Here is a 15,001-nt window from a genome sequence, read left to right on the forward strand (position 1 = left end):
ATGGCCCTATGACTTATCTTTATAGACGCAGCTTTATAGGCGTAGCCTTGTACACAATGTGCCGCCGCGAAGTATCCAATCATTAAGATATTAGATTACTTTTGCTTCATTTTTTAGCTTATCGACCAACTCATCAACAGAACCCACTGTGATACCAGCTTTGCGTTCAGCAGGTGGTACGACTTTGATAATCTCTTGCTTAGATGCCATATCTACACCAAAATCAGCTGGCGTTTTTTCATCAAGCGGTTTTTTCTTCGCTTTCATGATGTTTGGCAATTTGGCATAACGTGGCTCATTCAAGCGCAAGTCAGTGGTGATGACTGCTGGCAAATCAAGCGCAACTGTCTGTAAGCCGCCATCGATTTCGCGAGTGACGTTTACTTTATCGCCTTCGACTTTTACTTCTGATGCAAAGGTGCCTTGACCGATACCCATCAATGCTGCGAGCATCTGACCTGTTTGGTTGTTGTCATCATCGATCGCTTGTTTACCCAAAAGAATGATATCGGTGCTTTCGCTTTCGGCGATATTTTTTAGAATTTTAGCGACTTGTAGAGGGTATGGCTTGTCGTCAGTCAATACTAAAACACCGCGATCCGCACCCAGTGCCAAGGCCGCACGAATCTGCTCTTGTGACTCTTTAGGACCAATAGAGGCAACAATAATCTCGTCAATGACGCCAGCTTCTTTTAGACGAACTGCTTCTTCTACTGCAATCTCATCAAAAGGGTTGATTGACATCTTGGTGTTTGATAAATCAACGCCAGAGTTATCAGCTTTTACACGAACTTTTACGTTGTAATCAATGACACGCTTGACCGCTACTAATGCTTTCATACGTTCCTCGTTTATTAATGTTATGAATTAAAAAATTGCCAGTTAAGAACCAAAGGTTCATGGTTATTCAAACTGTCGTTCAAAATACTACTCAAGGTTTATACTGCGTCAATAGATAGTAGTTAATTAAGAGAGATGAAACAATACCAAAACGCATATTTGTCGCATATTTCTTATTAATAAAATCCACTAAGGCTAAGCCCGCCGCTATTATCAGACCTACGTATCTTGCGTGAGCACAGGCCTAAGGTCAAGACAACGCCGTGAATAATGCGTCATAAATTTGTCACCATTCTATAATAAATAGTTTATAAACGCACAATCCCCCCCCTGATGTCCTCTTCCTTTTTTTGAACCCAAGCTTTATTCTTCACTCCGTTATAGCATTGCTAGCATACAGCTTGCTTAAGGCTTTGTTATGACTTCTTACCCTACCAGTGTTTGGCGCGCCATAGCTCATCAAAGCAGCCTGAGCTTAGTTTGACTCATGGTGGCTCGGTCTCATCAACAGCTCGCTGTCACGTATGTCATCAAACAACGCCCAGTCAGGCGGGACGTCATTGTTTTTGATGACGCTCATGTCTCCTGTCGTCTCCATAATCACCGCAAACACTTCTGTCTTGGACTTTAGGCCATTTTTGCGCAGCACTTCTTGTACATCACTGGTGCTTAAATTTGCCTCGGCCAAATTGTCTGCAAAATACTCGCCGTGAGCCATCAATATAATGGCTCTATTGTCAATCAACGATTTGAGTGGTTTGACCTTGCGCCTGATCATAGAAATCAGCCCTTGCATGACAAATAACACCGCCACAGCAAATAGACCCTGCATCAGTGATGGCGAATCAGACAACACCGTAGAGGCTAAAATACTACCGATAGCAACCGTCATGGCAAAGTCGTGACTAGATATTTTTGAAAAACTGCGCAGCCCCATCAAGCGAGTAAAAAGCATCAAGCCCACATAAAACCCTGCAGCAGATAAAGATATGCCCACCAGCTGCTGCCAATCAATCGAAAACCATGTCTGCCACTTCATAAATCAACCTTATATCGCTATTCTCAATCAATCCTATATCGAAAATAACCGAAAAACAAACCCCACAAAAAAAGCAACCTGATAAGAGGTTGCTTTTTTTTAAAGTCTAAACAGTATTTTTATTGTTTTTATAAACAAAAATTTTATGCATATCGTCACTCTAACTGTCATCGAGCGTACTGAACATCAGTGTGCCCAAACAGCAAAGAAATTATAGTGCTTCGATTTGCTCAGCTTGTGGACCTTTTTTGCCCTCACCTAAGATGAACGACACTTTTTGGCCTTCGGCTAGAGTTTTGAAACCGTTACCTTGGATAGCGCTGTAGTGAGCGAATACGTCTTGTCCGCCGTTGTCTTGAGCGATAAAACCAAAACCTTTAGCTTCATTAAACCACTTTACAGTGCCTTCAACTTTATCTGACATAAATTTTCCTAACTCTTTAACTGTTGGCGAGACTGGTGTCGTCACCGATTAATTGATATATACCCAAATGACTTTTGTTGCAGCGGACTGGCAAAAACCACCAAGCCTCTGTTAAATAAAGCAAAGTTATTGCTTTAAATCCTCTGAGTACAAGCCGATTATAACAGCTTTTCCTAACGGCAACAGCTTAAATTGATGATTTTTGTAAATAGTTATGAGGAATAAAAACCAATGATCATCGGCAGTACTGATACAACATAATTATTTGATAATAAAGGAATTATCAACAATAACATCAACTGCTTTCGTTATGATCGACGTTACTTTTATTTGGCCATCCTTTTATTCTTCTATTCATCCTTCTAACGAGATGACTACATAGCGACCTACCCCTGCGATATCGGGAGCCATGGCGCACTTAGTACCAATAGACAAAGCGCAAAAAATATCAATGAAAACGACTGGCTATAAGCGATGTATTTGGCCGGAACCACCAGATCCTGCGGTGAGTCTGGAATGCCCTTACGTTTGAGCAGGCGTGTGCCATAGACCCAGCCAAAGGTGGTATAGATACCATAGGCCGCTGGGACGGTAATGGCCAGTGGCGTTAGGTCTATGGCATAGAGCATGACGACAGAGACAAAAAACCACGATGTATCCAATAATGAGCTGATCTGAAAAAACTTTGATTTGGGCAGTTTGCCGTCTGTTTTTTTGAGCATCTCCCCTTCTATCCAAATCAAGACTGCTACCACAGCGCTCAGAGTAATGTAAACGAATTGCGGCGTTAGCCAGTCAGGATAAGATATTTGCACAACAGACAACCTGTATTCTAGAAAAAAGAAGCACTTTGCGACAATAAGACAAAGATAAAAAAACAAAATACTGATGGCGGCAACCATCAACAAAAAATACGTGGCAGCTAACTGCTATACGCACCAACTATCATCACTATTAGCTACCATAATTAAGATCGTAATGCCTGCCTATATTGGGCAGCGTTTTTTGATTTTCAACCCATATCATGTATTCTTGGCCCATACCCACCTACAAAAAACCCATGCTATCTATTGATAACATGGGTTTGTTTAACGCAGCCAGTCTAAAGATAGCGCATATGGCTACTTATAAGCGTAGGCTTAGTGCTTTGGTTTAGTTTTTGTCTTTATCGATGATCTTGTTGCCACCGATCCATGGCATCATAGCGCGCAGTTTGGCACCAGTGATTTCGATCTGATGCTCAGCGTTGTTACGGCGACGGGCAGTCATTGATGGGTAGTTGGTCGCGCCTTCAGAGATAAACATCTTCGCGTACTCACCAGACTGGATGCGTTTTAGGGCATTGCGCATCGCTTCACGTGATTGCTCGTTGATGACCTCTGTACCAGTGACGTATTCGCCGTATTCAGCGTTGTTACTGATCGAGTAGTTCATGTCAGCGATACCGCCTTCGTACATGAGGTCGACGATAAGCTTTAGCTCATGCAAGCACTCAAAATATGCCATTTCTGGCGCGTAACCTGCCTCTGTTAGCGTCTCAAAACCCATTTTGACCAGCTCTACTGCGCCGCCACAAAGCACTGCTTGCTCACCGAATAAATCGGTTTCTGTCTCATCTTTAAATGTCGTCTCGATGATACCCGAGCGGCCACCGCCCACGCCTGCTGCATAAGATAGTGCCAACTGCTTGGCTTGACCAGATGCGTCTTGGTAGATCGCGATAAGATCTGGGATACCGCCGCCTTTGGTAAACTCTGAGCGAACAGTATGACCTGGTGCTTTTGGTGCGACCATGATGACATCAAGATCACCGCGCGGCACTACTTGGTTGTAATGAATGGCAAAACCGTGCGCGAAAGCTAAGGTAGCGCCCTCTTTGATGTTGGGTTCGATTACTTCATTATAAAGCTCTTTTTGGAACTCATCAGGCGTCAAAATCATGACAACGTCGGCCGCTTTTACCGCTTCTTCGACTTCAGCGACTTTTAGACCAGCATTTTCAGCTTTTTTCCATGAGCCCGAGTTGGCACGTAGGCCCACGGTGACATCGACGTCTGAGTCTTGTAGGTTCAGCGCGTGGGCATGACCTTGTGAGCCGTAGCCAATGATGGCCACTTTTTTGCCTTGGATAATCGATAGATCACAATCTTTATCATAATAAACGTTCATAAATAGAGTCCTTTTCCTCAATCATGGCGTGCCATGGATAGTAAGCGCTCCTACTTCAACCATTCTCATAGAGTGTGGGCTAAGATGAGCGCGCTGTTGATAATAAACTACATTGTTCACAGTATTAGTCACTACTGCCGACTAAAGACTTAGGGTTTTTTCTCCACGTGCGATACCGATGACGCCTGAGCGAACCACTTCCATAATACGCTCGCGGCCAATCACATCGATAAAGCCGTCTAGCTTGGCTTTATCACCGACAATTTGGATGGTATATAGATTGGATGTCACATCCACGATTTGTGCGCGGAAGATATCAGCACTACGCTTAATCTCCTCGCGTACGCTGCCAGTCGCGCGCACTTTGATCAGCATCAGCTCACGCTCGACATGGACATTATCCGTCAGATTCAGTACCTTAACCACTTCGATTAATTTATGCAATTGTTTCGTGATTTGCTCGATTCGCTCAGGTGAGGTAATGGTCGTCACGGTCAGACGCGAGATACTTGGGTCATCAGTGGGCGCGACGTTGAGGGTCTCGATGTTATAGCCACGCTGGGAAAACAAGCCGACCAATCGCGACAACGAACCCGCTTCGTTTTCCATCAATACCGAAATCAGATGTTGTTGTTGCATTAGGTGCGCTCCCCTTTTGTTAACCACATATCACGCATGGATTGACCCGCGATTTGCATTGGATATACATGCTCATGACGATCGACATAAACATCGATAAATACCAGTCTGTCTTTGATTGCCATGGCTTCAGCCAGCTGAGCCTCCATCGTCGCAGGATCGGTGATTTTGATACCGACGTGACCGTAGCTCTCTGCCAACTTCACAAAATCTGGTAGTGAATTCATATAAGACTGTGCGTGACGGCCTTCATACAGCATGTCTTGCCACTGCTTAACCATACCCAGCTGAGCATTGTTTAGGTTTAATATTTTGACAGGTAGATTGTATTGCAAGCAAGTCGATAGCTCTTGGATGTTCATCTGAATAGAGCCTTCACCAGTGATGCACACCACATCGCGCTCAGGCCTTACAAGCTTGGCCGCCATTGCATAAGGCAGTCCCACACCCATGGTGCCAAGACCACCTGAGTTTAGCCATTGACGCGGCTCATCATAGGTGTAATACAAAGCGGCAAACATCTGATGCTGACCGACGTCACTGGTGATAATGGCTTTGCCATCTGTCACTTTGCACAGGGCTTGGACGACGCTTTGCGGCTTGATACCTTCATCGGTACTGGTGTCGTAGCGCAAGCCATGACGCGTACGCCACTCGTTGATTTGCGACCACCAGTCTTGCAAGGCATGCTGCTCAAGCTCTTTGTCATCACCAATGATACCTAGCATATCTGTCAAGACCGCTTTGACATCTCCGACGATTGGAATATGGGCATTGATCGTCTTAGAAATAGAAGCCGGATCGATATCGATATGGATAATCGTCGCATTTGGACAGAATTTTTTGACGTTATTGGTCACGCGGTCATCGAAGCGTGCGCCAATTGCCAAGATGACATCCGCGTGGTGCATAGTCATGTTGGCCTCATAAGTGCCATGCATACCTAACATACCTAAGAACTGACGATCTGAGCCTGGGAAGGTGCCAAGTCCCATCAAGGTGTTGGTCACAGGTAAGTTTAAACGATGAGCAAGATCGGTCAGCTCTTCGTGGGCTTTACTCCAAATCACGCCGCCGCCAGCATAGACGACAGGGCGCTGTGCTGATAACAGAGTCTCAACCGCTTTTTTGATTTGACCGCTATGGCCTTTTTGTGATGGCTGATACGAGCGCAAGAATACCTCAGCAGGATACTCGTAAGCGTACTTTTCACTAGGAGCCGTCATGTCTTTTGGCACATCGATAACCACAGGACCTGGGCGTCCAGACTGGGCGATATAAAAGGCTTTTTTGACGATCATCGGGATTTCGCTGGCATGGCGCACCTGAAAGCTGTGCTTGACGATAGGGCGTGATACCCCAACCATATCTGTTTCTTGAAAAGCGTCTTCACCAATCAAGCTGCTTGGCACCTGACCTGAAATCACCACCATCGGAACTGAATCCATAAAGGCGGTTGCGATGGCCGTCACCGTGTTGGTCGCACCAGGGCCTGAGGTGGCGAGCACCACCCCTGTCTTGCCTGTCACGCGTGAATAGGCATCTGCCATATGACCTGCGGCCTGCTCATGACGTACCAAAATATGCTCAATGGCGTCTTGTTGAAACAAAGCATCATAAATATGAAGTACCGCGCCACCTGGGTAACCAAAGATATAGTCAACCCCTTCATCGGTCAGCGATTGCACCAACATCTCAGCACCAGATAGCATCACTGGCTGCGCACTATCCTCTGCAAGACGTTGCTGTTTTTCTTCGAAGTTTTTTGCGGCATTACCCGTCTGGGTATGTCCGGTCATATTCGGACTTTGCGTGGTTTGCGTCACTGTCATCACCTTTTTTTGCGGCGAGAATTTGCGGTGTTTTATAATAAAAAACCATTACCGACTGGTGTGATTTTTAGCACCATAAAACAAGCGCCAACTCTTATCCATATCAAGAATGTGTGCCCACCATACGTAAGTCATACTGTTTGGACACAGCATTAGACTCAAATACAGCAAGGTATTGAGGTCAGTTTGTGACAGGAAGTTATCGATGTACGATGACAAGATGCGAGCGCATCTATAAAAGAAGCTTATTATTGAGTGCGATTACCAAGCAGCTGTTCTCAAAACCGTTGTTTTCAAAACTTAGCATCTGTCAGACTAACGGATGCAATGGCGTTGACACAAGATACATAAATCATCATAAACAAATCAGATAGCACTTATGGTTAGTGGCGTATAACAAGGTCGTTAAGTCCTATAACCGACTATTGATTTCGTATTATCATTACATATCGAGCCGTTTTTGAGACAAACGTAAGCATGACACTTAGTAGGGTTCAAATAACAAGTTTATCTTAGTCATTGTAGACAGATAAGTCCGGAGACAATGTATATTGTGATTTGTAGTGGTCTTCCTGACCACCCTCACAACACACATCATCACAAAGAAAACAAAACCTGCAAGCTACCGATAAGTAACCTTTGGTCCTTGTCCTCAAGTGCCACGGCAATATCATAAAAGCCGCTCACTGACCAATCAACTGTCCTTATATTCGATGGTTTATCAGCTATTGTCAAGAAAAACTTATATCCCCTATCCCTAACTATTGGTTATTAAATAATATACATTGATAAGAATTATTTGATAGAATCAAACCTCGGTACATTTTTAGTACCATCCCAATACTAAAGTGTTATATTTATATCGATATTTTTATTTTGCCGCTTAAGAGGAACTCTGCTATGGCATATGCGTTTTCACAATATACTGCTGCCAAACTCCTTGTCAGTGCGAGTATGGCAGGTATGCTAATGCTGTCGATGAGCGCCAGTCATGCTATTCAAGTGTATAAGTCTATCGGCGCGCATGGTGAGGTAAAATATAGCCAACATGCACCGCAAAATGGCAAAAATGTCGAGTTGATTGAGTTTCGCAGCGATGGACGGCAAAACAACGCAGGAGAAATGGCGGGAAAAACAGATGCCAGTCAAAGTAGCAATGCTCAGACCGCCGAGCAGCAACGCGTGGCACAGCTAGAGGCTCGCATCAAAGAGCAAGAGGCACAAGCCAATGCGCAGCGTTGTCAGTCACTACGTAATAACTTGACCAACCTCAATGTCGGTGGCCGTATCTATGAAATGGATGCCAATGGTAAACGTCAATATTTGGATGGCCGAGAGATTGAGCTAAAACGTGAACGGGTGCAGCAAGCCATCGATCAATATTGCGGCAACTCTGCAGCCTTGTAAACTGCCGCTCTGGGCATGGCGGTTTGCCGCTTATGCCAGTGGATTGGGACGTGTTTTCAACTCTCGCCTATTTGGATGACTATGACTCAATTGAGGGCACACCCTACCTATAGCGTTATCGGTCTTCCTGTTGGTCTTACGACCAGCTGTCATCACTGACGGTAAGTTCCTGCATGACATGACGAATGGCCGCCGGCATATCTTGCGCCTGTAGCCCTCGTTGACCAATCAATAACGCCGTTTTATCGGTTTGGTTGATCAACATATCGCCTGCCATACCGTGCAGAAGCACTGCTTGCTGTAGACCGCGCAACTCTCTTATCAAATCCTTTTGCGCCAGCAGTCCAGCGATCAGACCAGATAAGACATCGCCCATGCCTGCTGTCGCCATGCCTGCATTGCCTGTCGCACAGACATAGATCTGTGCCTGCTGCACTCTTTGCTCTAGCACCAACGATCCTGCACCCTTTAATACCCAATCACCACCATAATCTGTCGCACACTGTCTAATAGCAGCCAATCTGTCGCTCTCTACTTGACTGACCTCCATACCTAATAGCTTTGCGGCTTCACCACTGTGCGGTGTCAGGCAGACTGAGTGATGGGCGCTATGCTGCTGCAAGGCGGCGATAAGCGGGTGATGCTCCTTGTGCAAAGCTGCCAGATGATACAGGCCATCAGCGTCGATGACGATTGGTTTTTTTTCTGCAATGGCAGCGTTTAGATAGCAGACAAATAATTTTTTGGCCTTATCATCACGTCCCAAGCCCATACCGATAGCGATGACGCTGGCTCCCTTAAGCAATTGCCTTACCCCATCGACATCATGTAGGTTTATCGTCATGGCATCAGGCAGTGAGGTCAGCAAGGCTGCATGAAAAGCCTCATGACATGCCACAGTGATCTTACCTGCTCCCGTTGCCATGGCACTAGAAGCTGATAGTATCGCCGCACCGCCCATCCCTTGCGAGCCATCCACACGGTTGCCACCGATGATGAGCACATGGCCATAGCTACCTTTATAGCTGTTTTGTTGGCGAGGGGTTAGAGCGTACGCACTTGTGACCAGCTTTGCCACCGGTTTAAGAGCGTTATCCCCCAGCGCATAAGGTATCAGCGCGATGTCGACGACTTGGCCACTATAATCCATACCGTCTTTGGTATGCAGACCAAACTTACGCGCCACCAAGCACAGAGTCATATCCGCCTGTATCGCGGCACCAGAAAACACTTCACCTGTCGACGCGACCAAACCACTAGGAATGTCCACCGCAATCACAAACGGCTTATAGCATTTGGCCAATTGGTTAAACCGATAAATAGCGCTCTGGTAGATGCCTGCTGGCGCACGGTCCAACCCGATACCGAAGATTGCATCGATATAGACATCAGCATGCGCTGCATAATCACTCGCTTGCCATGTACTCGCATCAGCATCAGCATCAGCATCGATATTAGGGCTAGCGTTCCACTCAGCGCACATCTCTTCAAAGCGCTGATAACGACACCCATGTGCCAATGCTATTTGTTTCGCTCTTTCGGCATCAGAGATAGATGTCGCACTATTTATATCAGTATCCTTTATTATGGAGTTATCTGTCTCAAGATCGTCTTTACTAAAACCAACTGTCACGACCTGTACCTGCCAGCCCATACGCCGTAGATAATGCGCAATGAGCCAGCCATCACCGCCATTATTGCCCTTACCTACCCAGATACTGACCCGCTGCTGATACCTATGACGACGGGCAGGTGTACCGTTGATAGAAGCGCTCGGCCTCGCACATTTTTGTTCATTTGCCTTTTGTATATACTGCGCCATCTGCCACGCTGCTTGCTGCATAAGCCCAAAGCTATCGTGCCCTTGTGCAAACCAAGCCTGCTCCATGGCATAGACCTGCTCACTGTTATACAGTGCCGTGGCCTCATTAGGCGTTATTGACGCTAATGCTGCTAAATGACAATCCGGTTTCATATTTGCTCCTTTATTCATTTTTATGCTTGCACTCCATACTCACTGCCTTATCATAGCGGTACTTCTTTGATTTTTATTATCCTTTATGTCTACTCTCTCAAAACCCGACCTACCTGACACCTCTAACGGCCAGACAGCGGCTGAGACGCCTGCTCACCTGTCACAGGTACCCAGCAAGAAAATCGACGTCAAAAATGACTCACCATTCACAAGTGCCGAGGATGTCAAGCAGTGGATTAAGTCTCAAGCACAGGCGTTGGGGTTTGGGGACTGTGGTTTTCTCTCCGTGCATCATCCGTTATTTGCTCAGCAGATGACGCAGCTACAGCAATGGCTGGCAAAAGGCTATGAAGGACAGTTGCAGTTTATGCACAACAATCACCATTTGCGCGCTCATCCCGACCAACTGGTAGAGGGTGCCAAAACCATCATCAGTGTGCGCATGGATTATTTGACGCAGACGCCTACGCCGCGGACGGTCGCTGATAACGATTTTCCCAATCAAGGCATCATAGCGCGTTACGCGCGAGGGCGCGACTATCATAAAACCATGCGCAGTCGCCTAAAGCAATTGGCATTACAAATCGAAGCCATGCTTCCTGAGTGGCAACATTTGGATATCGGCTCGGCGCAAGAGTTTGTTTTTCGGCCATTTAGTGACTCAGCCCCCATCTTTGAGCGGCCAATCGCAGATGCCGCTGGTCTTGGCTGGACAGGCAAACATACTTTGCTACTCAACAAACAAGCAGGCTCTTTTTTTGTACTAGGAGAGCTGTTCATCAGTCTCGAGCTACCAGACGACGCTCCTGTCAAGTCGCATTGCGGCAGTTGTAGCGCTTGTATTGATGTCTGCCCCACTCAGGCCATTGTCGCGCCTTATGAGCTAAACGCCTCTGCTTGTATCTCTTATTTGACCATCGAACATGATGGTATTATCGATGAAAAATATCGCCGCGCCATTGGCAATCGCGTCTTTGGTTGTGATGATTGCCAGCTCATCTGTCCGTGGAACCGTTATGCCAATATCACAACTGTCGAAGACTTTGCACCGCGGCACAGTCTTGACAACAGCAGTTTGCTTGAGCTGTGGCAATGGCAAGAAGCGGATTTTATGCAAAAAACCCAAGGCAGCCCGCTTAGACGCACAGGCTACGTTAATTTTTTACGCAATATCGCGATTGCACTTGGCAATGCCAACGGCTGTCAAGAAGTTATTACCCAGTTGCAGGCTAAGCTGCAGACCCATAACGCCATGCTAGACGAGCATATACATTGGGCAATCGCTGAACAACAACGAAAGCTCAGCGGTACTGATGATTAATATCCTGTCTTATCACAGATGCTTATGGTTATTCGCTTCTTATGATGAGTCGCTGCTTAGTCAAATAGCTTTAACCAGTGATGTCAACAACCTCTTACCCAATAAAAAGCGCCTCTTATGTAAGAGACGCTGTTTATTGGGTGAGCAATCTTTTTAATACAGTACTTTTTAATACAACACTTTCCAGCTTATTTATCTATTGTATTAAGCTATTACATTAGGGTTTTGGAATACGTAAGACTTGGCCTGGGTAAATTTTGTCTGGGTCAGATAACATGGGCTTATTGGCCTCAAAAATCTTCATATAATCCCCAGATGAGCCATACACCTCTTTGGCAATCTTCGATAAGCTATCGCCAGATTTTACCGTATACATGGTTGATTCTGGAGCATCTTCTTCGATATCGATATTATCGATGACTTTTGCTACATTTTGCACGTTACCAATAGCGATAATGGCTTTTTCACGGTCTGCTTGTGTCTTGGCATTACCGCTGATTTCTGCAGTATCTGTCGTACCATTGTATTTGATCTTTAGATTGCTGATATTCAGATTTTGCTGCTGAATACGGCGAAGCAAAATATTGGCTACTGACTGGGCAGAAGGCTCAGTGCTCTGTACTGGGGTGTTAGCATCTGCTTTGGTCTCTGATTTGGCGTCATGTTTGGCATCATCACGGTTAAAGATTTTTTCGCCGATGTCTTTTGCAAAACTAAAAATACCCATCTAACTACTCCTTGAACTATTGTTATTTGTTATGCATCGTTATTGTTGTAGATAATGTCTCACTATCAGTGATGTCAGGAATATTCATCGTATATAAACGTTAACGCAATAGCTTCATATGCAATTAATTCATACATAGCATCAATCCGTATACAACGATGTCTGCATCACGTCGACATTTTGAGTATAACAAAAACGCTTCATTTAAATAGTAAGAGTATGTTGAGTAATGTTAATTTCATAAAGTATATGTTAATACTTTGAGATTGCTAAACACTCAAATGTACCCCTGAGGTCCATATATGAAATGCAACAAGCACAAAAAAAACCGCCAACCCATAGGGCAAGCGGCTTTTTAGACTGGCTGAGCCAATCAGATGGCGATGACTACAGCATTATAGCTGGGCTTGTACGTAATCGATTGCTTTTTGAACCGTGGTCAACTCTGCAGAGTCTTCGTCAGGAATAGTGATACCAAAATCACTTTCAAATGACATTACCAACTCAACCAAATCTAGTGAATCTGCACCTAGATCTTCCATGAATGAGGCGTCGTTGTTGATGTCTTCAACGTTCATACCCAATTGCTCAGCCACAGCTGATTTAACTCTTAGCTCGGTATCGTTGCTCATGTAGATTGCTCCTTTATCATCTATTATTTTTAATAAACTGCTCTAGCGTGCGGTCTACACTCTATAGCATGGTATATAAAATGGGATTTGCCAGATCAGCGACATCGCTGTCTGAGTACTCTATGACACCTGATACAGTCTGTCTAATGTCTACTAAAGTCCTGTCATGATACAGTGCTTTGACATAAAAGTGTCCGTCATTATAACACCCTTTATTATAGTTTACACTCGTTCACACAGTTTTTTATTATTTCTATGTAACACTTGTGCGTCACTTTACATATACATCCCGCCATTGACTGGAATGACCGCGCCAGTTATATAGCTGGCCTCATCGCTGGCTAGGAAGTGTACAGCAGCAGCGATATCTTCTGGCTGACCCAAACGGCTGATAGGGACAGCGTCGAGCATCGAGTTTAGCAAGCGCTCGTCCAACTCGTCCGTCATGTCCGTTTCGATCAGACCTGGTGCGACGCAGTTGATGGTCACCTGTCTTGAGCCAATCTCGCGCGCCAGCGTCCGACTAAAGCCTTCAACACCCGCTTTGGTAGCAGCATAGTTGGACTGACCTGCATTACCCATCTGCGCCACCACAGAGGTGATGTTGATGATGCGTCCTCGGCGTGCTTTCATCATGCCGCGTACCGCACGTTTGCTCATACGATAGACTGAGGTTAAGTTGGTATCGACGACGTTTTCCCAATCCTCGTCTTTCATACGCATTAGCAACCCGTCTTGGGTGATACCGGCATTGTTGACCAATACTTGTACAGCACCGTAGACGCTTTCAATCTCTTCAAATAACTTTTCGATTTGCGCAGTATCACGGACATCTAATACGCGGCCGATACCGCCAGTATCGTGTAGATACTCATCAATCAGCTCAGCGCCCTTTTCGGTGGTCGCCGTGCCAATCACAAAGTGTCCTTCTTTTGCAAACCGCTTGGCGACAGCTTTACCGATACCGCGACTGGCACCAGTGACTAGGGTAATTGTGCGGCTCATGATAACACCTCCATTAACTTATCCAGACGGGCAGGCTTATCTGTAGGATAGCTGGTAATCGGCTGTGCTTGGCGCTTGGCCAAGTTGCTGAGTACGTTGCCACTGCCGCATTCGATTAATACATTAATTTGTTTATCAGCCAGCTCTTGCATGGTCTGTGACCACAAAACTGGTTGGCTTAGTTGCTCAGTCAGTGCTTGTTTGATGCCAGCGGCACTGGTTTCAACGCGCGCATGGCGGTTTTGAATCACAGGAATGGTGGCTTGATCAAACTTGATACCTGCCAATATCTCGGCTAGGGCGTCACTTGCAGGCGCCATCAATGCGCAGTGAGACGGTACACTGACCTTCAAAGGTATGGATTTTTTGCCCGTATTTTGTACTTTATCGATAACAGCATTCACACCAGCTGCGTTGCCCGAAATGACCACTTGCCCTGGACTGTTAAAGTTAGCAGCGCCCACGATGGCATCATCGACATGCTCGGTCGCTTGCTCACAGAGGTTTTCGACTCGGTGATCCTCTAACCCCAACACAGCTGCCATAGCGGTATCTACACCGACCACAGCCTCTTGCATCAACTGGCCACGTTTATGTACCAAGGTGACAGCATCGGCAAGTGAGATCACTTCAGCGGCGCAAAGGGCGCTGTACTCACCTAACGAGTGACCCGCTAAGTAGCAAGGCGCCGTGGTGATTTTTTGTTGTAAGATACGCCAAATTGCCATACTTGCTGTGAGTAGCGCAGGCTGCGTATATTGGGTTTGATTGAGCTTTTCTTCGTCTTGACAGATTGCCCATAAGTCCTCGCCAAGCGCATCGCTGGCTTCGGTAAAGGTTTCACGAATCTCTGGGTAGAGGTCAGCAAGCTCGCTAGTCATCCCGACTACTTGCGATCCTTGTCCAGGAAAAATCACCGCCATACGAGTCGGCTGCTTTTTTACCATATCGGGTACAGAGGCCATAACCAATATTCCTTATTTAATTGGAA

Annotated in this window: 14 protein-coding genes; 2 read left to right on the top strand and 12 right to left on the bottom strand. The window is 45.9% G+C overall.

Translation table 11 applies throughout. The annotated features are described in order from the left end of the window. Nucleotides 1–90: 90 nt before the first annotated feature. From AADH33_RS09975 to AADH33_RS10005, 7 genes are all read right to left on the bottom strand, one after another. The gene (locus AADH33_RS09975; protein ID WP_075102301.1) at nt 91–840 is read right to left on the bottom strand and encodes an electron transfer flavoprotein subunit beta/FixA family protein; all 750 of its coding nucleotides are present in this window, start codon (nt 838–840) and stop codon (nt 91–93) included. 475 nt (nt 841–1,315) lie between these two features. Then, nucleotides 1,316–1,879, bottom strand: coding sequence for a DUF421 domain-containing protein (locus AADH33_RS09980; protein ID WP_348548805.1), 564 nt, complete (start codon nt 1,877–1,879; stop codon nt 1,316–1,318). A 211-nt stretch (nt 1,880–2,090) separates the two neighbouring features. Further along, a complete protein-coding gene (locus AADH33_RS09985; RefSeq protein ID WP_058025376.1) occupies nt 2,091–2,303 on the bottom strand; it encodes a cold-shock protein in 213 nt (70 codons plus the stop codon). A gap of 386 nt (nt 2,304–2,689) precedes the next feature. Next, nucleotides 2,690–3,118, bottom strand: coding sequence for a hypothetical protein (locus AADH33_RS09990; protein WP_075102299.1), 429 nt, complete (start codon nt 3,116–3,118; stop codon nt 2,690–2,692). Between the two features lie 337 nt (nt 3,119–3,455). After that, the gene (ilvC, locus tag AADH33_RS09995) at nt 3,456–4,472 is read right to left on the bottom strand and encodes a ketol-acid reductoisomerase (protein ID WP_348548806.1); all 1,017 of its coding nucleotides are present in this window, start codon (nt 4,470–4,472) and stop codon (nt 3,456–3,458) included. Between the two features lie 141 nt (nt 4,473–4,613). After that, entirely contained in the window at nt 4,614–5,111 is a 498-nt protein-coding gene (gene ilvN, locus AADH33_RS10000) for an acetolactate synthase small subunit (protein WP_075102296.1), read from the bottom strand. Next, on the bottom strand, nt 5,111–6,823 hold the full coding sequence (locus AADH33_RS10005; protein WP_075102332.1) for an acetolactate synthase 3 large subunit: 1,713 nt from the start codon (nt 6,821–6,823) through the stop codon (nt 5,111–5,113). Before AADH33_RS10005 ends, ilvN begins: the two co-directional genes overlap by 1 nt. 1,020 nt (nt 6,824–7,843) lie before the next feature. On the opposite strand from AADH33_RS10005, the gene AADH33_RS10010 reads away from it, so the two are divergent. Then, on the top strand, nt 7,844–8,350 hold the full coding sequence (locus AADH33_RS10010; protein ID WP_207969316.1) for a DUF4124 domain-containing protein: 507 nt from the start codon (nt 7,844–7,846) through the stop codon (nt 8,348–8,350). Nucleotides 8,351–8,486: 136 nt separating this feature from the next. Here the strand turns inward: AADH33_RS10010 and AADH33_RS10015 are convergent, their stop codons facing one another. After that, entirely contained in the window at nt 8,487–10,325 is a 1,839-nt protein-coding gene (locus AADH33_RS10015; RefSeq protein WP_348548807.1) for an NAD(P)H-hydrate dehydratase, read from the bottom strand. An 85-nt stretch (nt 10,326–10,410) separates the two neighbouring features. On the opposite strand from AADH33_RS10015, the gene queG reads away from it, so the two are divergent. Then, nucleotides 10,411–11,646, top strand: coding sequence for a tRNA epoxyqueuosine(34) reductase QueG (gene queG / locus AADH33_RS10020; RefSeq protein WP_348548808.1), 1,236 nt, complete (start codon nt 10,411–10,413; stop codon nt 11,644–11,646). 217 nt (nt 11,647–11,863) lie between these two features. Here the strand turns inward: queG and lysM are convergent, their stop codons facing one another. The 4 genes from lysM to fabD form a co-directional block, all read right to left on the bottom strand. Then, nucleotides 11,864–12,373, bottom strand: a complete 510-nt coding sequence (gene lysM / locus AADH33_RS10025) for a peptidoglycan-binding protein LysM (protein ID WP_105244917.1) — start codon at nt 12,371–12,373, stop codon at nt 11,864–11,866. 395 nt (nt 12,374–12,768) lie between these two features. Further along, nucleotides 12,769–13,005: an acyl carrier protein gene (acpP, locus tag AADH33_RS10030; RefSeq protein ID WP_068034635.1), complete on the bottom strand. Its 237-nt coding sequence runs from the start codon at nt 13,003–13,005 to the stop codon at nt 12,769–12,771. 276 nt (nt 13,006–13,281) lie between these two features. Then, nucleotides 13,282–14,010 (bottom strand): 3-oxoacyl-ACP reductase FabG, encoded by a 729-nt coding sequence (gene fabG / locus AADH33_RS10035; RefSeq protein WP_075102292.1) that lies wholly within the window; start codon nt 14,008–14,010, stop codon nt 13,282–13,284. Continuing rightward, a complete protein-coding gene (fabD, locus tag AADH33_RS10040) occupies nt 14,007–14,975 on the bottom strand; it encodes an ACP S-malonyltransferase (RefSeq protein WP_075102291.1) in 969 nt (322 codons plus the stop codon). The genes fabG and fabD overlap by 4 nt, the downstream gene beginning before the upstream one ends. Between the last annotated feature and the right edge of the window lie 26 nt (nt 14,976–15,001).

This window comes from Psychrobacter sp. KFRI-CH2-11 (assembly GCF_038239325.1).
Lineage (GTDB): Bacteria > Pseudomonadota > Gammaproteobacteria > Pseudomonadales > Moraxellaceae > Psychrobacter > Psychrobacter celer.

Excerpts from the sequence above, each read along its gene's own strand:
- acpP (WP_068034635.1), bottom strand. The coding sequence starts at position 13,005 with ATGAGCAACGATACCGAGCTAAGAGTTAAATCAGCTGTGGCTGAGCAA.
- AADH33_RS10005 (WP_075102332.1), bottom strand. The coding sequence starts at position 6,823 with ATGCTATCTGGTGCTGAGATGTTGGTGCAATCGCTGACCGATGAAGGG.
- ilvC (WP_348548806.1), bottom strand. The coding sequence starts at position 4,472 with ATGAACGTTTATTATGATAAAGATTGTGATCTATCGATTATCCAAGGC.
- AADH33_RS10010 (WP_207969316.1), top strand. The coding sequence starts at position 7,844 with ATGGCATATGCGTTTTCACAATATACTGCTGCCAAACTCCTTGTCAGT.
- queG (WP_348548808.1), top strand. The coding sequence starts at position 10,411 with ATGTCTACTCTCTCAAAACCCGACCTACCTGACACCTCTAACGGCCAG.
- lysM (WP_105244917.1), bottom strand. The coding sequence starts at position 12,373 with ATGGGTATTTTTAGTTTTGCAAAAGACATCGGCGAAAAAATCTTTAAC.
- fabD (WP_075102291.1), bottom strand. The coding sequence starts at position 14,975 with ATGGCCTCTGTACCCGATATGGTAAAAAAGCAGCCGACTCGTATGGCG.
- ilvN (WP_075102296.1), bottom strand. The coding sequence starts at position 5,111 with ATGCAACAACAACATCTGATTTCGGTATTGATGGAAAACGAAGCGGGT.
- fabG (WP_075102292.1), bottom strand. The coding sequence starts at position 14,010 with ATGAGCCGCACAATTACCCTAGTCACTGGTGCCAGTCGCGGTATCGGT.
- AADH33_RS09975 (WP_075102301.1), bottom strand. The coding sequence starts at position 840 with ATGAAAGCATTAGTAGCGGTCAAGCGTGTCATTGATTACAACGTAAAA.
- AADH33_RS09985 (WP_058025376.1), bottom strand. The coding sequence starts at position 2,303 with ATGTCAGATAAAGTTGAAGGCACTGTAAAGTGGTTTAATGAAGCTAAA.
- AADH33_RS10015 (WP_348548807.1), bottom strand. The coding sequence starts at position 10,325 with ATGAAACCGGATTGTCATTTAGCAGCATTAGCGTCAATAACGCCTAAT.
- AADH33_RS09980 (WP_348548805.1), bottom strand. The coding sequence starts at position 1,879 with ATGAAGTGGCAGACATGGTTTTCGATTGATTGGCAGCAGCTGGTGGGC.